Here is an 18905-nt window from a genome sequence, read left to right on the forward strand (position 1 = left end):
AACACGTTACTAATACTACAGCACTGCGCGAAGAGCACAATCATGAACAGTGATACGAATTAAATTATGGGCCTTTGTTAGCCCTTTGAATGATAATATTTAGCATCATTTGGTTGTAAGCTTTTTCTAGCCAGCAGCTCTTATGGAAGTTAACAAATCGGCTACTTAGTATACTTAATAGACCGTCAAATTAGATAGATTATCTATTCTTATTTCTTCAAGCCTTTTGTGCTTCATTTTCCTGCCTCACTAAGCAGCAACTTAATACTTGCTACACCAAAAAATAACGCGAACACGCCTTCAAAAACTGCTTTGGATCTGAGATAGATTTGTCTGACCTTTTTATGCGCGAAAAGAAAAGCATAGCCAAAGAAAACCAAAGCACTAACCAGCCCCACAACAAAAATGACCGACAACAATTCCAACGGACTGGCCTTAGGAGGAACCCCTATCGAATAAAGCGCACCGAAAAACAGAATAGCCTTTGGGTTAGTTAAGTGAATTAACACTCCGGTTAAGTAGTTACCCTTCTTTGTCGTTACGTATGTTTTGGGTAACTTTAGCTGCTCGATGTTGCAGGCAGAATGTACAGACTTTAAAGCCAAATATAAAAGATAAAATGCCCCACAATATCTAAGAATTTCAAAAAGCCAAACATTGCTATAGAGTATGGTTGCGAGACCAAAAGCGGCTGAGGTTGACCAAAATAAAGACCCCGTTAAAACACCTGCAGCCAAATACCCACCAAAGCGCCGACCGTGGTTCATTGACGTGCCTGCTATCGCAAGAGTTGCAGGTCCGGGGCTAGCGATGGCAGCGATAGCTGATACGACAATCAGTGAATAATTTATCTCTTCCATTTTTACTCTAAGCCTCCAAATGGAGTTTTATCAACACTTATCGCGGAATACTCTATTGAACGTACATCAGAAGCGTAATACTGATTAAAACACCAAGTGTTACGAATCGAGTTGAGATTCTTTGGTATTTTACTGCTCCAAAATAACATCAAATCCGCCATAAATGAGACGCTTTCCATCAAAGGGCATTGGGTTATTGTCTGGACTCATTCGAGGATCAGCCATGATCCGCTGCCACCCTGAGTCCCGAACTTCTTTTGAAGGCCAGACTACCCACGAAAACACAACGGTTTCGTTGCTTTCAGCGTTAACTGCCATGGGAAATGATGTGATCTCACCATCTGGTACTTCACTCCCCCACGTCTCAACAACCTTTAAGGCCCCAAACTCCCTGAACATTTCTGCTGCTATTTTTGCGTGTGCGATATACTTTTCTTTATTCGCTGTCGGTACTGCAGCGACAAACCCATCAATGTATGACATAAGTAAACTCCTTTCATTGGAGTTATAACCATAGCTCAATAAAAAGAATGCACATGATGCCAAACCATAGAAACAGGTACGTAATACAGCTTGAGAGCTACATTCCTAGCTTGGACTTTATATGCATATTTGAAAGGTATGTGTTTGGATCAAGCTTGGTTAGCATATTTATAATCTCCAAAACACTCGAATACTCAATACGTTCCTCTTCAGCATGCCCGATCCCACCTATTGTAAAGTGAGTAAAGCGGTAATCACGATAAACGTTTTGCAGCTGGCTAGAAATATCTTTGAGTAATCTTTTACTGAGGGCGAATGCAGGGTATTCACTACTTTCTGAAAGCTCTGCTGTAGAGCCAATAGATACAATATTGCATTTATCGTTAAGTGAACCTAAAGCGTTAAGCTCATTGACTAAATTAAGATACCCAATCGGGCCAACATTCATAAACTCAATCAGTTCGCTTGTTGTCAATTCTGAAGACTCTCCCCACATCGACGCCAAATAAACGATGATGTCAAACTCTACACCTTTGAAGCACGTATAATCTGGTTTTTTACCGGGATCAACGTCAATACAAACAGAGGCGACTCCCCCCTCAACTAGCTTTGATCTAGAAATCGCATAAATTTCTGTACCCTGTAAGTTCGTAGCCAAGAACCTTCCTAGCCCTTTACTACCTCCAACGATTAAAATCTGCATAACCCTATTCCTTCGTTAAGGTTGTCTTTCATATTATCCGCCAAACTGTGCATTAGGCATCACTTTAACGTTTCTGTTGTTTGCTTCTAGCCCTACTTAGTTCTATCTTCAATTTCATCGAATGGTTCAACTGAAATACGCTCTGCAATTTCACTCATCTTCTTCATTTTTTCTGGGTTACTAGTTCCCCAAAACCGCTCCCAGTCTTCACGTGTTCGCCACTTGGCAATAGTTAAAACCTTTTCCGGTACATCGTAAGCACGAAGCATAAAACTACCAAGCGCCCCATCTACTGACTGATGAATTGAATCTGTCGTCGAACGCCATATATTTTGAAACTCATCCATTTTTTCACTTGGCACACGCCATTCATACACAACTCTAAACATAACACTTCCATTAAAATTTCTAGATTTAATACGGCAAAGTATCAGGAACACTAAGCCAGGTTAATAGATGAATAAAGCAACATAGTAGAGCGTAGAACAACCTAAAAAACAAAGCGTAAACGCTCTAAATCACTCCGATTCGATTAGTCATGCACACATTCAAAGATTTCGTATTGACGTTTAACATTGGCAGTTACTTTTCCCCAATGTGAGGCTTGAACTCTTTCCTGATGTTGCTTAAAAGAGGCTTTGTCGACGAACTCCTCATAGACATCAAAACGAAAAGGATTAGTCGAGCTTTGAGTCACAAGAAAAGTAAGGCAGCCCGGCTCTTCTAACGTGAGCCTTTTGTGAGTTATTAACGCATGTTTTACTAATTCTAAATCCTTTTCCGGAACTAAAATAAAGCCTTTCAATGTTACTTTCGACATATCATCCTCTCGCCCCTGTAACCTTTCGTTAAGAAGTAGCCAACACGCCCTCAATCTCAACCATCATATCGCAAATGTGAATCTCACATGAATTAAAATGCCACGTGTTAGGAATCTATTTCTAATGCCCTATCGACTTACGAGCATAAGGTTATCTCTACCCTTTCTTTGCCTTTACCGATGTTCTTGCGTTTTAATTGAATTTGGCCGACTTCTGATGTGCGCTTTAAATGAGTGCCACCGCAAGGTACTTGCGCAAACCCATCCACTCTCCAATACCTTCTTTCGCTCTCTTGATCGGAAAAGTCACTAATAATAACTGAATCAGAGTTAATCAAATCTTGCACATCAGTTTCAATTTCTTTCAATAGCGGGCCAATACTTTCAGACCACTCGAAATCTATGCGACTCTTATTTTCAGAAATATGCGCGCCTATCTTAACAATGCCTTCCCGACGCTGATAAAACATCTCGAGCACCACTTCAGCCGCAAAGTGTAGCTTCATTAAGGCGTATCTAGGCTTCCAATCAATATTCGTAGTTACAATGTCACCAAGAGTAAAATTGGGAGAGGATTCCAATGTGTAAATAAGTCGAACACCTAACTTTTGAGCAATCAAAACCGGAATACCATTAATCGTTCCTTTATCACTCTCTTGGCCTCCAGACTCTGCAAAGAAGATAGTCTGGTCCAATTCAACCTTATTTCCGTCTACATTGGTCACTCTTGAGTTAAGTTCTGTTTGGTAGGGATTAACCCAAAATAATTTCTCGCTCATGCTGCTATCCTTGCAGTAAGTCCTATCCTTGATAGTACATTCAGTGACCACCAAGTCAATTCAAGAAACCTCGCCGTCAAGTGTAAGGCTGTGTATTGAGTACGAGCAGGCTAGATCTATTAGATGCTTTTAAGGCCGGGTACTAAACGCTGCCTAGGGGTTAGCTAACAACCCGTAAATTGCGGAATCTGAGACTACTCCATTCACTTCCCAACGCTGCCTTAGGAAACCTTCCTTTATAAAACCTAACCGTTCCAAGACTTTACCTGAAGAAGCATTGTCTGGATCTATCTCAGCCTCGATTCGACGTAGATTCAGTGTTTTGAAGGCGTGTTCGATTAATGCAGTTCCCGCCTCTAATACAATGCCTTTACCCCAGAAATGACGACTAACGCCAAAGCCAATTTCTGCGCGCCTAGACTCTTTCACGTGATTAAACAGCATTATCTTACCCAGAAGTTGGCCATTGCTCTTTAGGAAGATGCCTAGTGTCACTTCTGTATTGCTATTCATGGCCTGTGTACTCTTGGCTATAAATGTCCGCGCTTCTTCAATTGAAACCCAAGGGCCAGAGTTCCAATATTTCATGACCTCATGGTCTGAGAAGATGTCAAACAATTCGCTTGCATCATCTTCAACTAGCTCTCTTAGAATTAATCGTTCCGTTTCAATCTTTGTTACTAACATTTTGGGGTCAGCCTTTTGGTTTGTTATTGGTGACGAAAATCCAATAAAAGTGTGAGACACGTAATACAAATGATTTCGTATGAGACTTTTAAACAAGCTCAACGCACGACAAAAGCGCCACGTGTAACGACTCTGTATTGAAGCAAATTTTAGACATTCAAGTGCGTCAACAAGTAACCGTTGAACGCATCAAAGCTTGGGGTGAGTTGATCACAAGTCCTAAACTCAGGCTCAAAATAGTCCATATACTTTATTATCACTTAGTGACGATTTCCTTCAGTACTCTGGCTGGGTTGCCACCAACAACGACATTGTCTCTAAAACTCTTTGTAACGACTGCGCCAGAGGCTACCACCACGTTGTTCCCAAGTGTTACGCCAGGGTTGATTACGGCATGGCCACCTATCCAACAATTGTCACCAATGTTTATGGGCTTTGCTAGCTCTAAACCACTGTTCCTCTCGATAGGATCTAAGGGATGAGTCGCAGTATAAATGCCAACTTGAGGCCCAAGTAAACAGTTATCACCAAACTTAACTTCCGCAACATCCAAAATCACACAACCAAAATTAGCGTAAAAATTATCTCCAACGTGAATGTTGGATCCGTAGTCGCAATTGAAAGAAGATTCAACATGAATATCGTCCCCTGTTGTGCCGAACAAGCGCTTAGTTATTTGAACTCGCTTTTGTTTATGCTCAACGGACGTGGCATTCAATTTTTCAGTTAGTAACCTAGCGCTCAACCTTAACTTTAATAACTCTTCATCACTTGGGTCATAAAGCTCACCTGCTAACATTTTCTCTTTTTCTGACATAAAACTTGGACTCCAATACCAATTTTCTTACAACGCTACATTAAGTATGTGAGTAACGCTACCTCCTAAGCGAGGCTGTTCCACCACGAAAACAAAGCCCGACTTGAACCCTAGTCCTCAGCGCTATCACAAACTAGTGCACTACCACCACCGTTCTCACTAACTTATCACCGAGACGTTGCCTCTTTTTACCAAGAATGAAAATTGAGTCAATAAAACCGAAGAATGGAGTAATAACATTTCGAAAGAGCGACTGAAAAATATTGCACTTTTTACCCGTTCTTGCACTTATAACTGCAATGCCCAAAAGTTTTTTACCCACACTTTGACCATTTGGTAAACAATCAGAAAAAAGGTAATACGATACAGTCGCAGTTACTGCTGTAGCGCGCACAAGCTCTTTTTCAATACCGATTTCTAAGCCGACCCATAAAACGAGAGTAAAAATGCTAAAACTGACAAAAAGATCAATCATTTGTCCAACACACCTAACTCCCGGACTAGCCAAAACGTAATTTTCTAGAGTAAATTTTTCTGCATTTTTCATTCTAAAATTTGGACTAACAATTGCTTATTGGTGAACTAACATTATTGAGACAGTAACATCCCCACTAAACCTAATCCATACTTCCGCATAGTACGGTCGAATCTGATTTTTCTATCTTTTCAATATATTACCACGCTTGTTCTAAAGGCTAGATTGGTAATATTTCAACATCTCTTCTTGATTAAGCGCTTTACTTTCTAACTTTTGTTGATCTTTAAAGATTTGAGCTAATGAAGGGAGAATTGAGCGATTTACTTTATAGTCATCAGACCAAAGTTTCCCTCTCATCACCGCTTTCGCACAATGAAAGTACATACTCTCTATGACTATTTTGATAACAACCTTAGGATCTTTACTTCCATCGGGGCAAGCAGATATCAAGTTGGCGTCGGTGTGAATACTTGCGATTCCTTTAATACGGAGCACTTCATCAATACCATTTACCATCAATAACAACCCTACCTTGGGGTTACTAATGATATTTTTTAGACTATCGATACGATTGTTCCCCGAGCTATCAGGGAGCAACAATGTTGATTCATCTAAAACTTTTACGAAGCCAGGCTCCCCTCCTTTAGGAGAAAGATCGATATGCCCTTGTGAATCAGCGGTACTTAGAACTGCAAAATGGCAGTTATTAATTAATGTAATCGCATGAACATCCAGCACAGGCAGAGCTTTATTTTTAGCTCTCGCACTTGGCTCTGCGTAAATTTCTTTTAACTGCTCTATTGTTTTAATTTCACTCATTCAATGTTATTCCTTCACTATCGTATAATGCTTTGCTTGTAAGCAAGCAGTAACTCTGACTTCTTGTATAGGCACTAGACCTAACTCATCGTAAAAATACTACGAGTACAAGTTGTCTCTTTAATGCCTTGTTATCTGAAGATTTAAAGTTTTTCACTAAACTCCCCACACTGCTTACACTTATAACCATGCTTGTAAAAAAACAGTGGAAAACCCAGTAAAATAAAAACTAAGAAAGCTGGGCGTTTACCTTTTGTAAATGCAAATAGATCTTTACTACCACATTTAGGGCAAACGTCTTTTTCTTCATCAACGTCAACTTCATTTCCCAATGATTCTGAGAAATCGCTACTAAGTATTTGTTTCGCATCTTCTGCATCACTTTCGGCCACCATCAGACGGACGCCGCCTATTGCATTTGAATAAAGCCACTGAGTATTTACCGTGTGCTCGTCAGCGATGTAACTTTCTATTCCGACACTATCTAGGCTTGCTCTCGCAATATGAGCTTCATGAGGAAAAGAAAACCTTGCTACTACAATCACATATTACTCCTTGTGGGAAAGCGCTCTCGTAACGTATAAGAAACGCTAATTGAAAATGCCACGTGTAGTATTTCTTTTTTAACAATTTATTAGCCCACTACAGACTAGTACATATACCCTAACCAATCTATATGACCAACAGCCCAAGTTTTACCGCTGATAGGTTTAACATATAAATCATCTAGTTGCTCTACAGCGACACCGTAATTTTTATGTTCGTGAACTCGCAACCAAGAACTTAGAGAGTTAAGGCGCATATAACCATTAGCCACATAAAAACGCTCCAAATCGGAGACTAAAATGATGAAGTCGACATCTTTAGTGGACGCATACTCGCTGAGTTGAGACAACATTTTTGTGCCAATACCTTGTCTTTGAACTGTGCTCTCGACACAAAAGTCACTCACACCTAATACTTTATAAATTTCATCACCAACGCGAACAACTCTGTAGTCTAATCCCATGTAACCAACTAACTGATCACCTTCGTAATTCAGAACTCTCATATGCGGGAGTTGCTTATAGTAAGAGCGAGTAACTTGATGTTCAGGAAACGACTTGTTTCTAAGAGCTTCAATTGCATTATGCTGCGCTTTAGATAACTCGATTTCTGGGTAAATATCCATATTTGACCTTTGAGTATTAATGACCTTTTGGAGGTGAGCAACGCAATACCGAGCCTTCCGCATACCGCCTTAAACACGAAAACCAACGCATAGTAAAAATGCCACGCGTTGCGAATCGCTATTGAACAGTTTGTTATGCTAATTACTCCAGTTGCCAAATCTCTGTAGATTTAAATGCATACATATACAGCGGGTACAGGTAAACAAGCATCAGTCCCATCCCTGTAACAAAAAAGAACAAGGTTCCTGGACTTAGATAAGTCAGTAAGAAGAACACACTAAATATTGCAATGCCCAGCATAGCAAGTGCATTTATCCCAAAGATGATGATCGCTAGCACTTTGCTACCGACGGCAACTCGATAACTAAAGCCGTAAAAGCTGACAAGAGATATTGCGGATACAAATGAGCCTATAAATGCTCCAATATTTAACTCTTTAAAAAATGGGAGTTGAAGAATGCTTAAAACCGTTAAGAAACACATTACCCAGAATACAAACTTCCACTTTTTCACGAATCTTCCTCATTCGTAGAACGCCCACGTAAGTGGAGAGCACCGCGACCACAACACTCAACCATTACACCGTAAACACTAAAACCAATTCAAACCAAAACCGCCAAGCATTACGAATCCGTCTTAAAGCGGTTGTTAGACGTCTTGAACTCACTGATAACTACCATACTCTCCACCATGGTTTACGTTCTAAATTAAACACATTATTGGCGAGTTGGTTTAGCTTTATAGCCTGACTTTCAGACAAATAGAACCAGATACTGGCTTGTCCATTATCCTTTGGATAGAAATCGAACCCCGGTTGGCGTAAATCGCTTAGTATAATTTCGATAGTTTTAGCATCAGCCCAATCATCGTCTATTTCAGGCTTTAGCAACCTTTTAACACCATCAACTGAATATTGGAGCTCTGCATAATGTTCTTCTAGGTTTACAGTATCTCGCAGCCCCTCTAAGTCCTTAGTTCTGCCTGTGATTCGATGGAACTGCTTTACTATTTCAATATAGGAACCATCCTCTTCAATCGCCTCTGCATCGAAATTCCACGCCTGATCACAAACAAACCGTCCCCATGGTTCTTCTTCAATCTCTATTCCGTATACAAAAAGAATTAAATCAAAAGGGTTCGATTCGTATTCTTCTCTAGAATATGAAAGGAGTAAATCGTTAATAGTCACACCTTTATTCAACGACAACCCTATGTCTGATAACTTCTCAATTTGTTCTTCGAGTTTCATTAGCTAATATTCCATAGTCCATTTCATAGACGCCTAACGCCGCGTTAAGTAGTGAGCAACGCAATACCTATGCTACCGCATACCACCGTAATCACGAAATCAACGCATAGTAAAAATGCCCCGCGTTGCGAATCACTCTTTAGTAGTTTGTTAGTCACGAGGCACCGAGCGATAATTTTAAGCCAAACTAAACTTTGCGAACAACAAACTTTATGTGCTTTGATGCACTTAAGTCTGGCGTAGTCTCAAAGCGACTATTCAATGAAACCAATTGGAACAGCAAACGCCGCAGAAAACGGACTGATAACACCCAAAAAGCGCTTTTTGAAAACCAATCTAACAGTGCGGACTTTCAACAAAGTCACTGAAACCAAGTGGAATTTACAACACCAAAGAAAACGTCATTTCAGAGAGTAAATCGGCTTTTGTACCAACAAACTCACCGAGTGGCGTTGCAACCAAAAACAGACTCTTGATTGCCCTGCTCTGTCAGCACCGAAGTACAAAACAGCAGCTAGGACAGTTACAAAACTTTGGATTTGAAGCTGTTGAAACTGAGTTTTGACCATCGACGACACACCGGCGTATCAAACGATCATCAGCTAAATTTTAAGCTTAGAAACGTAATTTTGATTGCTAACTTTTTCTGGCGACTAACGCCGCGTTAAGGGGGGGGAAAGCGCCACCACCCGACTTAAACCATTATGCCATAAACACTAAAACTGATTAAAACCAAAAATGCCAAGCGTGGGGAATCCCTCTTGAACGCTTTGTTATGTGAATTTTTTCACGCGCCCAAAAGAGGCAAATTTTTACGCTGCTGATAAGTTAAAGCCAACTCTAAACAGGACTTGATTGCTGTTTCTGGCAACACTTGCGATATGGACAGAACGATTGCTCTTTTTCCCTGAAACACCAGTTCTTCACCATACAATTCTCGAAATGTATCGACTAACTTAGTTTGGCAGTTAAAGAACAGGTAATAATTGTTAGGGGATTTCAGCTTCCAGTCCATTCTTAGCGGGCTGACTGTTTTTACACTATAGCTGGGTTCACCCCACTTTAGAGTTTCATCGACTTCACCCAGCTCCAAATCAGATGCGATTTGAAAGACTAGATTTCGTAGCTCCTCTAGCCTAATACGAGCATTTTCCGGATATTCCTCGAAGCGCTCTTTGACTACCTTGTTCACTGGAACCTTCTATTCACATAACGCCGTATTAAGGTGTGAGCAACGCTTGGCTATACTTGAGCTAAGCGAAACTGCCAAGCGTTGCGAATCACTCTTAAATGCTTTGTTAAGTTCATTTATTGTTATCGTGATATGCTCCATTGCTAAGCATCCGTTTGGTAAAAGCTGGTGTCGCTTTCCAGAGTAAATTTTCCGATTCACATTCGAGGCTACGATTTGCAAATTCAGCAGCACCAACAAGATCAGGAAAAAGAGAGCCGCTATGTATATTCATAACCGTTAAATGACGTAAAAACGCTTCTCTTTGCGTATTCGGTATTTCTATTTTGTAAAGAATTGGGGCCATCCCATTTAAGTCGATATTATTTTCAATAAACTCTTCTATATCTTCACCGTTTGGTATACGCGTAAACAAACCACTTTGACTAATTATTCTGGAGTTTTCATCAGTTAACCCTGAGAGCACCATAATAGTGTCAGATTCTTTTATTTCCTTATGACAGTACTCTGGCGAGTTAATAAAAATCTCCATCATCCCATCATGCGAATAAGCCCAAATAGCTCGGCAACCAGATTCATCTGGATCTGCTTCACTAAACGCAAAGTATGCTGAAACATAAGGATATAAAGTCCAGTCTAGGAGAGGGGTTGCTAAACCAAAATGTTGACCTAATGCCCACCATTCAATATCTGACAATGTCTTAGGTAACTGTCCGCGACGACCTGTACACGCCTTTTTAAATGTGCTTATTAGCCTATCTAACACTTCATTTCTAGGATCTAGACTCAAATTCAGATTCCTTTCAACCAGATATATATTTTGCTCTGATAACCCCTTAGAAGGCTCTGCTTCATCTAGCTTTTTTAGGGCTAACCTATATTCACGATCGAATTTTGAACGTAACGGCCAATTGGAGCTTTTTTGTCCTCGAAAAACATATTCATTCCAATCAAGAAAGTCCTTTTCAATTAGTGCTTCAAGCTCATACCAATTATTGACTCGTACCGTCGCGAATGCTTTTCCACAATTCCAATCTGGAACTTTAATATTGCACATTTATTTACTCCGAATTAAATGAAACTTAACGCCTTGTTAAGGTGTGAGGCACGCAATACTGAAGCTCCCGCATAACACCTTAACCACTAAAACCAACGCATAGTAAAAATGCCAAGCGTGCCGAATCACTCTTGAACAACTTGTTATGAGACATTTTTTCGCAATAGATTCTTTCTGTGTTTTTGATACTGCCTACTCTTAAAAATCCAATCACTGCTTGCGAGAAATACCGCGCCAATGACAGTAACTAAGTAAAGCCGGTACGAAATAAAAGGCGACAAGTTCAAGTAAAAATCGTTTTGAACAAATGCAGTACCAAATACAAATGGTACACAGAAAGCTAATCCATGAGTAAGACAGTGTCTGAGAAAGCCTCCCTTTTGAATCTTTAGCCACTGAACCTGTTTTTTCCGTTCCATCTATTCCACTCTATTCTGCATTTTTCATGGTGGCTCATAACGCCGCGTTAAGGGTGAATGCCATACAAACCCACCTTCCGCAGACCACGTTCACCACAAAAACTCAACGCATAGTGAAAATGCCACGCGTTGCGAATCCCTCTTGAACAGTTTGTTATGTTGAAACTCAGCACGTGTTTTACATTAAACTTTTACCGCATTTTCAACTGCATCAAGACTTCCAGGTGTCAAAGACAGCCTCAATATTATGACCATCTGGATCATGAACGAAGCATGCATAATAGTTCTCGGTATAGTGAGGTCGCGGTCCTGGAGCTCCGTTGTCTCGCGCTCCTGCTGAAATAGCTGAGTCATAAAACTCTCGAACCTTTTGCTGACTCGCCACACGAAAGGCAATATGAAAGCTCGTTAAAGCACCCTCAGCCTTAGCACTACAGATCTCGAATAAGAAGCCCTTACCGAGGTCGAAAGCCCAAAATTTACCTTTTCCACCAAATGCAATTTTGTACCCTAGTGGACTAAAAGCTTCTTCATAAAACTTCCGGCTTCTTTCTAAATCACTAACGGGAATTGTAACGTGATCAATCATGTATATACCTAAGATATTGTGTGGAACAAGAGATTAGCTGAATACCTGTGGGCTTTGAAGCACTATTTAACATAACGCCCTGTTAAGGGGTGAGCAACGCAATACTCAAGCCGCCGCATACCACCACCTTAAACACTAAAACCAACGCATAGTGAAAATGCCACGCGTTGCGAATCCCTCTGAAACAGATTGTTAGGCTATGTTTTCCTCGAACCAAAAGTCATGTTGATTCAATTGAATGTCAAATCCACTTTTGGATAAAAAGTTAATCTGCTCTCGATTGAACTCTACTCCGTGCTCTTTTTTGAACTCCCTCATTTGACATAAAAACCTAAACTCCTCAATGTCTTTAGTTCCTTTTGAGGAATTACAGGTTTTACAACACGGAAATAAATTTGAGAATTCTGTTTTACCTCCTCGAGACTCGGGGAAAAAATGATCAACAGTTAGCGTTTCAAGCGTTAATCCAACCCCGCAGTAGTAGCAAAAACCGGAGGTTTTGCTAAAAACATCCGACCTATACTTTTTCACGGCGCTCTTTCTGTCATTTGGTTTAACAGTATGGTCGAGGAAATCTGGATCTACTTTGTTTTCATCAAACAAATGAATGTACTTTTCATCAATCTCCCAAGGACCGTCATAAGAAAAAGCTCTTGCTAAAATTTTGCAAGCGTTTCGAGAACATCCGACAACGGTGTAGTTTATACCCTGCTCATTTTCATACCACCCTTCAACCTGAGACATAAAACCCCCATGAACTGGACAGCATCCTTTATTAAGCCTATTTAAGCGCTCTTCTACTTTCTTTCTCATTGCTTCCTCGGAGCCTAACGCCCTGTTAAGGGGTTAGCAACGCAATACCGAAGGTTCCGCATAACACCTTAACCACTAAAACCAACGCATGGTAAAAATGCCACGCGTGCCGAATCACTCTTAAACAGTTTGTTAGGTGCGTAGCCAAAGTTGGTAAAAGTCTGTTTCATCGTGCTTGGGATTATTGCGCACGAACTCCCAACCATGGCGCTTATAGAATGTGAGAGCTCGATGGTTAGTTCGGCTTACTGAAAGTACAGCACGCAAACAACCCGCTTTACTCAACGTCCTTACAATATAATCCTGCAATTTTGCAGCGAGTCCTGAACCACGAAAATTCGGCTTTAAGTAAATGAGATGCACATAGCCAGTCTCCGGCTCGGGTGAAAAGCTACGAAACTCTAACTGCCCTGCAAACTGACCATCCACAAATATATGGATATAGAACCATCCTGATGCTGCTAACCGGTCTAATACTCATTCACGATACCCACTGATGAAGTCGTCGAAACCATCGTAATGCCCAAAACTACAAAAGTATGCATCTTTTCTCGCAGCAACGCACAATTCGAAATCATCAATGTTTATCTGCTGAAAAGTAATTTCCATACTTACCTTTTCCTTCAAGCACCTAACGCCGCGTTAAGTAGTGAGCAACGCCACCACCACACCTAAAACATTGTGCCGTAAACACTAGAGCTGAATCGAACCAAAAATGCCAAGCGTTGCGAATCTGCCTTAAACGCTTTGTTAGGGCACTTCTCGCTTGACATGAGTGCTTAAATGCATAGTATAAATTTCAAGCGGTTATCCGCGAGGTGTCAGGCAAAATTAAGGTAACTAAATACCAAAAGTAAGATACTGAAACTAACATAACTGAATAAAGATTAGAGTAAAGAGCTACATAAACTAGACTACTATTTCAATGCTTAAGATGCTAAAGCTCATAAGATTGAAGACAAACACTAATTTTAAAACTCTCTCTAATTTAACTTAAAACGACTAATTTCAATATACCTGAAACTCAAAACACACCTTCAAGCCTGATAGTCACCAACCCTTAGAGGCGTTGACTATGAAGATTAGTTTTAGTGTTTCTGCAGCATTTCACGCTTGGTTTCTGAAACTTGAGTTTGCTTTCGACAGAAGTAACTCTAGCCAAGGTGAAGCAGAGGAAGCTTAAATTCCAAGCCCACTGTTGATATGGTGGGCTTTTTTACGTTTGTACCCTAACGCTCTGTTAAGGGATGAGTAACGCAATACCGATGTTGCTGCATACCACCTTAATCACTTAAACCAACGCACAGTGAAAATGCCACGCGTTGCGAATCCCTCTTGAACAATTTGTTATGCGAAATTCGACAATGCTGATTTGTACGCCTTTCTAGCATCGAAACTTAAGTAGTTGTCCATACCTTGGAACAGTTCAAATAGCTCAGCACCATATTTGAGTTTGAACTCTTCACTGCTATAAACAAGCTCTAGCTCATTAGCGACAGTTAACTCGCAAAACAATTTCACCGTTGCACTGTCGAGTTTGAATGTTGAACCAGTAAATCGATCTTTAAATTGGATTTCTGGCACTTTGCCAAATTGAGGAAATACATAGTCTCGGTCACATGAGCAGTACAAGTAAACCAAAGCTTCTTCATCACACCCAATAGTTCGTGCTATTTCTTGGCGCTGACTTAGCGACACCATATTTTCATCGAAGCCCGCAGTTCCATAAGCAGCATGAAAGAGACCTGCAATTTGAAGTAACTCGCTACTACCCCAACTTATCAGAACATTTTCAGTCCCTTTAAGGTGCGCTTCCAATGAACCGTTAAGGTGTTGAAAGTCACCTGCACCAAGCTCTTGTAGCATTCCAAACTTATCCATAAATATCCATTTCCTTTAGGTCGCATAACGCTTTGCTAAGGTGCAGCTAACCAACCATTAAGTTCAAGCAAAGCCACCGTAATCACTAAACTCACCCAAACCAAAAATACCAAAGGTTAGCTGTCACTCTTAAGCAATTTGTTAGCATTCGCTTATTAGAACGCCAGAACACATATTAATAACGGCATAGATGCATTTACTAGTTTAAGCCACCAATCATTCCCATAAGCCGTTTCATTCGCTCCAACAAATCATCATAGGTTATTATCTTTACCTTACGATTCACATTTAATGAAAACAAAATTTGTTTTTGGTCTTCTGAGAGGTCTTTTGAGCGACCAATAACGACAAAACCTTCAGGATTATACTGATTCGTTAACCATTTCGGTGCATTATTTGTCCCTAATCTAATTTCGTTAATCCAGTCTTCCACTTGTTGAGATGCATGAGTAACTTTTTTTCTTATACGGTTGGACTTCGTAAATATTTTATCACTATGACGCTCCAGCTCAACCAATACTACTTTTTTGTCGACTTGCTCATAACGTATAACTAAGTCTGCTCTATAGCGACCTATTCTAACTTCGCTGAACATAGAGGCCATATGACTATCTAAAATTTGTGGATTTTTATTTAAAAATTCATGTAGCTCTTTTTCTTTTGTCGATCTACTACCAATTAGTCTACAGAAATGAACAAATCTATTTTCCAGTTTCGTAGAATCAGAAATTTTGGGGCATAAACTAGATATTTTCTCTCTAAGAGCTTGTTCTTTAGTTTTAATAGGAATACCTGAGTCTTCAATTTCTTCGACACCTATCGGAGGCATCAACTCTCCTCCTCCCTCAGACAAAACTTTCACATCAGTGTTCTTAAATTCACCTAATATTACCGCTGGAACCATACTAATATCCATTGCTGCATAAGCAAGGTATACAGGATAATCGTCATCAGTTATGAAAACATTACCATCTTCATAGATAAGCAACTCAGAAAAAGAAAAGCCAAAATCACACATTTTGTTAATGTAAGACTGAATTCTTTCTTTCGGAATAGATAATGCGTATTCAATATCACGTGGCTTAATAATATTTAATGGAACTTCTGCTTTATAGCATTTTATTTCATTTTTATGAGCCTTAACTATTAAATCTAATAAATAGTCATTATCAGTAAGCTTATCTTGTTCATCAACAATTATTAAATCTTTTGTTAATACTGGATACTCGTAACGGTGATAGGCTATTAAACATCGGAGAGCAAATACGGCATACTCATTTGATTGCACACTTTCCTTAGATATATGAATCCAGCCATTAATGGTAAAAAGAGAAACAAATGGCTCTGGTTCTTTTTTACACACTCGAATTTCTAGGCGTACTGCTTTCTTCGTTAAGTACTCTCTATCGAAAATTGTTATAGAATAGACTAAACCAGCGCCTTTAAGCTCTTCTCTTTGAATTAACACTCCTTTTTCTACATCTTGAATACGAGAAGTTATAAAGCAAAACTCAGGAAGAGGTAATGTTTCCAATTGAGATATCTTAGACTTACATTCCTCAAGCTGTGGTAAATCGCCTTCAGAATAAACTAAATCTTTTTTTATCATTAAAATTGCATTATACATATCACCAACTAAGGGGTTGGCTTGATAGTGCTCTAAAATCCAACTTTTTATTTCTTCTGAACTTCCTATCCTTTTTTCTCCTTCCGAAATCTCTAGTAGAAGCTCTCTTCTGAGCTCACTAAGCATTGAGAAAACTCCATTTTCAGATGAAGGAGTTCCTAAATTCTCTACTCTTTTCGTTACAAGTTTCATTATAATCCTTCAAAACCTGATTGACGCTATTTGCATGCTAACGCCGCGTTAAGTGGTTAACAACGCTGACAACCGAACCTAAGCCATTGCACCGTAAGCACAAAACTCAATTTGAACTGAGAATGCCACGCGTTGTGAATCCGTCTTAAACGCCTTGTTATAACTTCAGATACGTGTGGATTGTTGTATGTAGGTTTTTAAACCCTGTTAGCTCAAATTCCAGTACCCATGAGGATTCAAGTGTCATAGGTAACTTTCCATTTGTCGATTCACCAAATTTAATTTCAGTGATATCAACAGGACTATGAGCTGCAAAGAAGTAAACTGACCCATCAATATACCCGTCATCTGGGTTTACAGGGAAAGTAAATGTTCTACCAGTAAGTTCATTAAGCTCTGTAGGTAAATTAATACCGTTTAGGCTAATTACAGTTTCTATTGTCTCAGAATAGTCGTCTAGACTAAGTTCAAACGGCTCTATTCCTATCTCAAGTGAGACGTCGCCATCGACACCAGAAATCTTTGCACTTGTAAATTTGAGCTTTTCTATCGGGAAATTTTCCACTCTTCCTCCTGAGTTATAACGCCGCGTTAAGGTGTGAGGCACGCAATACCGAAAGTTCCGCATAACACCTTAACCACTAAAGCCAACGCATAGTAAAAATGCCACGCGTGCCGAATCACTCTTGAACAATTTGTTATACGAATTTCTTCAGTGCCAACACTTGCTGTTCAAATAACTCACAATCTGACTTTGAGTATGACTTAGCGACATTAACCCATTGAACGCCCGTTTCATCTATGTGGCGAAACTCGACTTGAAGTGCATATTTAGAACAACGAAAAAGAGCAAAAACCAAACCTACAACCGTCAGACTAAGAACTAAAACTAGTAGCCATTGTGGCACCTCTTCCAACCTTGGAATAACTAACCAAACTGCCCCTGAAAAAACACACACCCAGAATAAAACTTGACCTAAATTATCAAGAAAACTTAACTTTTTAACCCTAACATTGCTTATCTTAGACAAAGGATATGAGTCTTTCTTAAACCTGAACTCTTTTGAATTCAAGTTAAAATCAGTATTTTTGTACATAATTTCCCTCTATTCGTATAACGCCCTGCTAAGGGGTGAGCAACGCAATACCTAAGCCGCCGCAAACCACCTTAATCACTAAATTCAACGCATAGTAAAAATGCCACGCGTTGCGAATCACTCTTAAACAGTTTGTTAACTAACTACGATTTGTAAATATCTAAAAAGCTATAGCTCGGCTCAGGCATATTACGGGTGTAGAACGCTTCTGGAACATAATCCGTTTCAAACCCTAAGCGAAAACCGTATTTCTGGTAAGTAAGCTTTGCCAGTGCCAGTAACGGCATAGCAAAATAGCCTACACGCTCTTCCTTTAACTTTTTTTGACTCCAATACTTGTGGTGCCCTTTGACCGCTTCATACATCGCTTGTTGATATTCCGCTTCACCACAACCTGATTTATTTAGAACTTTTGTCATCACATTAATCGTTGGCAAATCGACAAGGTTAGCGTGTTCAAAGGCTAAACCCTCAAGATACTCAGGAGTACTTACATCAATAAACTTCTGAATTAACGACTTAACGTCACCAGATTTTATTCCGAGCATGACCATTTGGAGCTCAAAGAAGGTACGAGACCGAACATTATACCACTCAGTGTTTGGGTGGTCGGCTAAGTTGGCAAGGTACTCGATGTCACTCACCTGCTCACAGAATAAAGATAGCCAACTCAAATAGGTTAGATATAGCGCACCTTCAAGACCATTGTATTCCTCTTTCTTTGCTACTAGAGTCACCTCCGCTTTAGGGAGCACTACCGAAATCGCCGCGCCATCACTCAATAGCTGTGACTGTACTAATTTAATATCAAAGTACTGATGCATATCCATTGCTCTAAGGCTGGATTCTATGTCCTCAACACTATGGTATAAACTCCCGCTAAGGTAAAGGCCAGTAAGGCTGATGCTCTGTAGATTTATTTTCCCACTTTTATAAGAAAAATTAAAATCATCTAGCAGCCGCTTGCATTTCATTCTACATGGATTAGAGAGCTTTTTTAAGTAATCTGCATGGCAAGCTATTGGTTTAAAGTGTTCTTTTGATGTCATAGAAACATTTCTCTTTAATTTATAAACTAGATCGAAGGAGTTAGTTAACGCCCAGTTAAGGGGTGAAGCACGCAATGACCAAGTTGCCGCATGGCACTTCAACACCAAAACCACCGCATACC

At 39.9% G+C, this 18905-nt stretch carries 23 protein-coding genes and 1 pseudogene; all 24 read right to left on the bottom strand.

Annotated elements, in window-relative coordinates; translation table 11 throughout:
• Window positions 1-233: 233 nt before the first annotated feature.
• Window positions 234-860 (bottom strand): LysE family translocator, encoded by a 627-nt coding sequence (locus R7H07_RS15860; RefSeq protein WP_005377097.1) that lies wholly within the window; start codon window positions 858-860, stop codon window positions 234-236.
• Between the two features lie 129 nt (window positions 861-989).
• Entirely contained in the window at window positions 990-1343 is a 354-nt protein-coding gene (locus R7H07_RS15865; RefSeq protein WP_005377096.1) for a DUF1428 domain-containing protein, read from the bottom strand.
• 97 nt (window positions 1344-1440) lie between these two features.
• On the bottom strand, window positions 1441-2046 hold the full coding sequence (locus R7H07_RS15870) for a hypothetical protein (protein ID WP_005377094.1): 606 nt from the start codon (window positions 2044-2046) through the stop codon (window positions 1441-1443).
• 92 nt (window positions 2047-2138) lie between these two features.
• Window positions 2139-2435: an antibiotic biosynthesis monooxygenase family protein gene (locus R7H07_RS15875; protein ID WP_005377084.1), complete on the bottom strand. Its 297-nt coding sequence runs from the start codon at window positions 2433-2435 to the stop codon at window positions 2139-2141.
• A 143-nt stretch (window positions 2436-2578) separates the two neighbouring features.
• A complete protein-coding gene (locus R7H07_RS15880) occupies window positions 2579-2866 on the bottom strand; it encodes a putative quinol monooxygenase (RefSeq protein WP_005377083.1) in 288 nt (95 codons plus the stop codon).
• A gap of 137 nt (window positions 2867-3003) precedes the next feature.
• Complete coding sequence (locus R7H07_RS15885; protein ID WP_206959769.1) at window positions 3004-3645, bottom strand: alanine--tRNA ligase-related protein; 642 nt, start codon at window positions 3643-3645, stop codon at window positions 3004-3006.
• A 153-nt stretch (window positions 3646-3798) separates the two neighbouring features.
• Complete coding sequence (locus R7H07_RS15890) at window positions 3799-4332, bottom strand: GNAT family N-acetyltransferase (RefSeq protein ID WP_005377081.1); 534 nt, start codon at window positions 4330-4332, stop codon at window positions 3799-3801.
• 256 nt (window positions 4333-4588) lie between these two features.
• Complete coding sequence (locus tag R7H07_RS15895; RefSeq protein WP_005377080.1) at window positions 4589-5149, bottom strand: sugar O-acetyltransferase; 561 nt, start codon at window positions 5147-5149, stop codon at window positions 4589-4591.
• A gap of 133 nt (window positions 5150-5282) precedes the next feature.
• On the bottom strand, window positions 5283-5696 hold the full coding sequence (locus R7H07_RS15900; protein WP_031778951.1) for an RDD family protein: 414 nt from the start codon (window positions 5694-5696) through the stop codon (window positions 5283-5285).
• Window positions 5697-5837: 141 nt separating this feature from the next.
• Window positions 5838-6446, bottom strand: a complete 609-nt coding sequence (locus R7H07_RS15905; protein WP_005377078.1) for a pyridoxamine 5'-phosphate oxidase family protein — start codon at window positions 6444-6446, stop codon at window positions 5838-5840.
• Window positions 6447-6589: 143 nt separating this feature from the next.
• Window positions 6590-6991, bottom strand: a complete 402-nt coding sequence (locus R7H07_RS15910; RefSeq protein WP_005377076.1) for a DUF2007 domain-containing protein — start codon at window positions 6989-6991, stop codon at window positions 6590-6592.
• 104 nt (window positions 6992-7095) lie between these two features.
• Window positions 7096-7617: a GNAT family N-acetyltransferase gene (locus R7H07_RS15915; RefSeq protein WP_065274603.1), complete on the bottom strand. Its 522-nt coding sequence runs from the start codon at window positions 7615-7617 to the stop codon at window positions 7096-7098.
• Between the two features lie 142 nt (window positions 7618-7759).
• On the bottom strand, window positions 7760-8131 hold the full coding sequence (locus tag R7H07_RS15920) for a hypothetical protein (RefSeq protein WP_132937087.1): 372 nt from the start codon (window positions 8129-8131) through the stop codon (window positions 7760-7762).
• Window positions 8132-8291: 160 nt separating this feature from the next.
• Window positions 8292-8867, bottom strand: a complete 576-nt coding sequence (locus tag R7H07_RS15925; protein WP_132937086.1) for a hypothetical protein — start codon at window positions 8865-8867, stop codon at window positions 8292-8294.
• Window positions 8868-9654: 787 nt separating this feature from the next.
• Window positions 9655-10059, bottom strand: coding sequence for a DUF1801 domain-containing protein (locus R7H07_RS15930; protein ID WP_206959767.1), 405 nt, complete (start codon window positions 10057-10059; stop codon window positions 9655-9657).
• Between the two features lie 112 nt (window positions 10060-10171).
• The gene (locus tag R7H07_RS15935) at window positions 10172-11116 is read right to left on the bottom strand and encodes an FRG domain-containing protein (RefSeq protein WP_206959765.1); all 945 of its coding nucleotides are present in this window, start codon (window positions 11114-11116) and stop codon (window positions 10172-10174) included.
• 630 nt (window positions 11117-11746) lie between these two features.
• Complete coding sequence (locus R7H07_RS15945) at window positions 11747-12124, bottom strand: VOC family protein (protein WP_132937081.1); 378 nt, start codon at window positions 12122-12124, stop codon at window positions 11747-11749.
• Between the two features lie 192 nt (window positions 12125-12316).
• Window positions 12317-12937, bottom strand: a complete 621-nt coding sequence (locus R7H07_RS15950; RefSeq protein WP_206959763.1) for an HNH endonuclease — start codon at window positions 12935-12937, stop codon at window positions 12317-12319.
• Between the two features lie 132 nt (window positions 12938-13069).
• Window positions 13070-13546: pseudogene (locus R7H07_RS15955) on the bottom strand (GNAT family N-acetyltransferase).
• Between the two features lie 738 nt (window positions 13547-14284).
• Window positions 14285-14818, bottom strand: a complete 534-nt coding sequence (locus R7H07_RS15960) for a DUF6817 domain-containing protein (protein ID WP_065274604.1) — start codon at window positions 14816-14818, stop codon at window positions 14285-14287.
• Window positions 14819-15017: 199 nt separating this feature from the next.
• Entirely contained in the window at window positions 15018-16637 is a 1620-nt protein-coding gene (locus R7H07_RS15965; RefSeq protein ID WP_225478318.1) for a Shedu immune nuclease family protein, read from the bottom strand.
• Between the two features lie 157 nt (window positions 16638-16794).
• Window positions 16795-17202: a hypothetical protein gene (locus R7H07_RS15970; RefSeq protein WP_132937075.1), complete on the bottom strand. Its 408-nt coding sequence runs from the start codon at window positions 17200-17202 to the stop codon at window positions 16795-16797.
• A gap of 133 nt (window positions 17203-17335) precedes the next feature.
• Window positions 17336-17734, bottom strand: a complete 399-nt coding sequence (locus R7H07_RS15975) for a DUF6232 family protein (RefSeq protein WP_206959762.1) — start codon at window positions 17732-17734, stop codon at window positions 17336-17338.
• 143 nt (window positions 17735-17877) lie between these two features.
• Window positions 17878-18558, bottom strand: coding sequence for an Imm49 family immunity protein (locus tag R7H07_RS15980; protein WP_225478347.1), 681 nt, complete (start codon window positions 18556-18558; stop codon window positions 17878-17880).
• Between the last annotated feature and the right edge of the window lie 347 nt (window positions 18559-18905).

This window comes from Vibrio sp. Vb1127, from assembly GCF_033338735.1.
In the GTDB taxonomy this organism is placed as follows: Bacteria; Pseudomonadota; Gammaproteobacteria; order Enterobacterales; family Vibrionaceae; genus Vibrio; species Vibrio alginolyticus.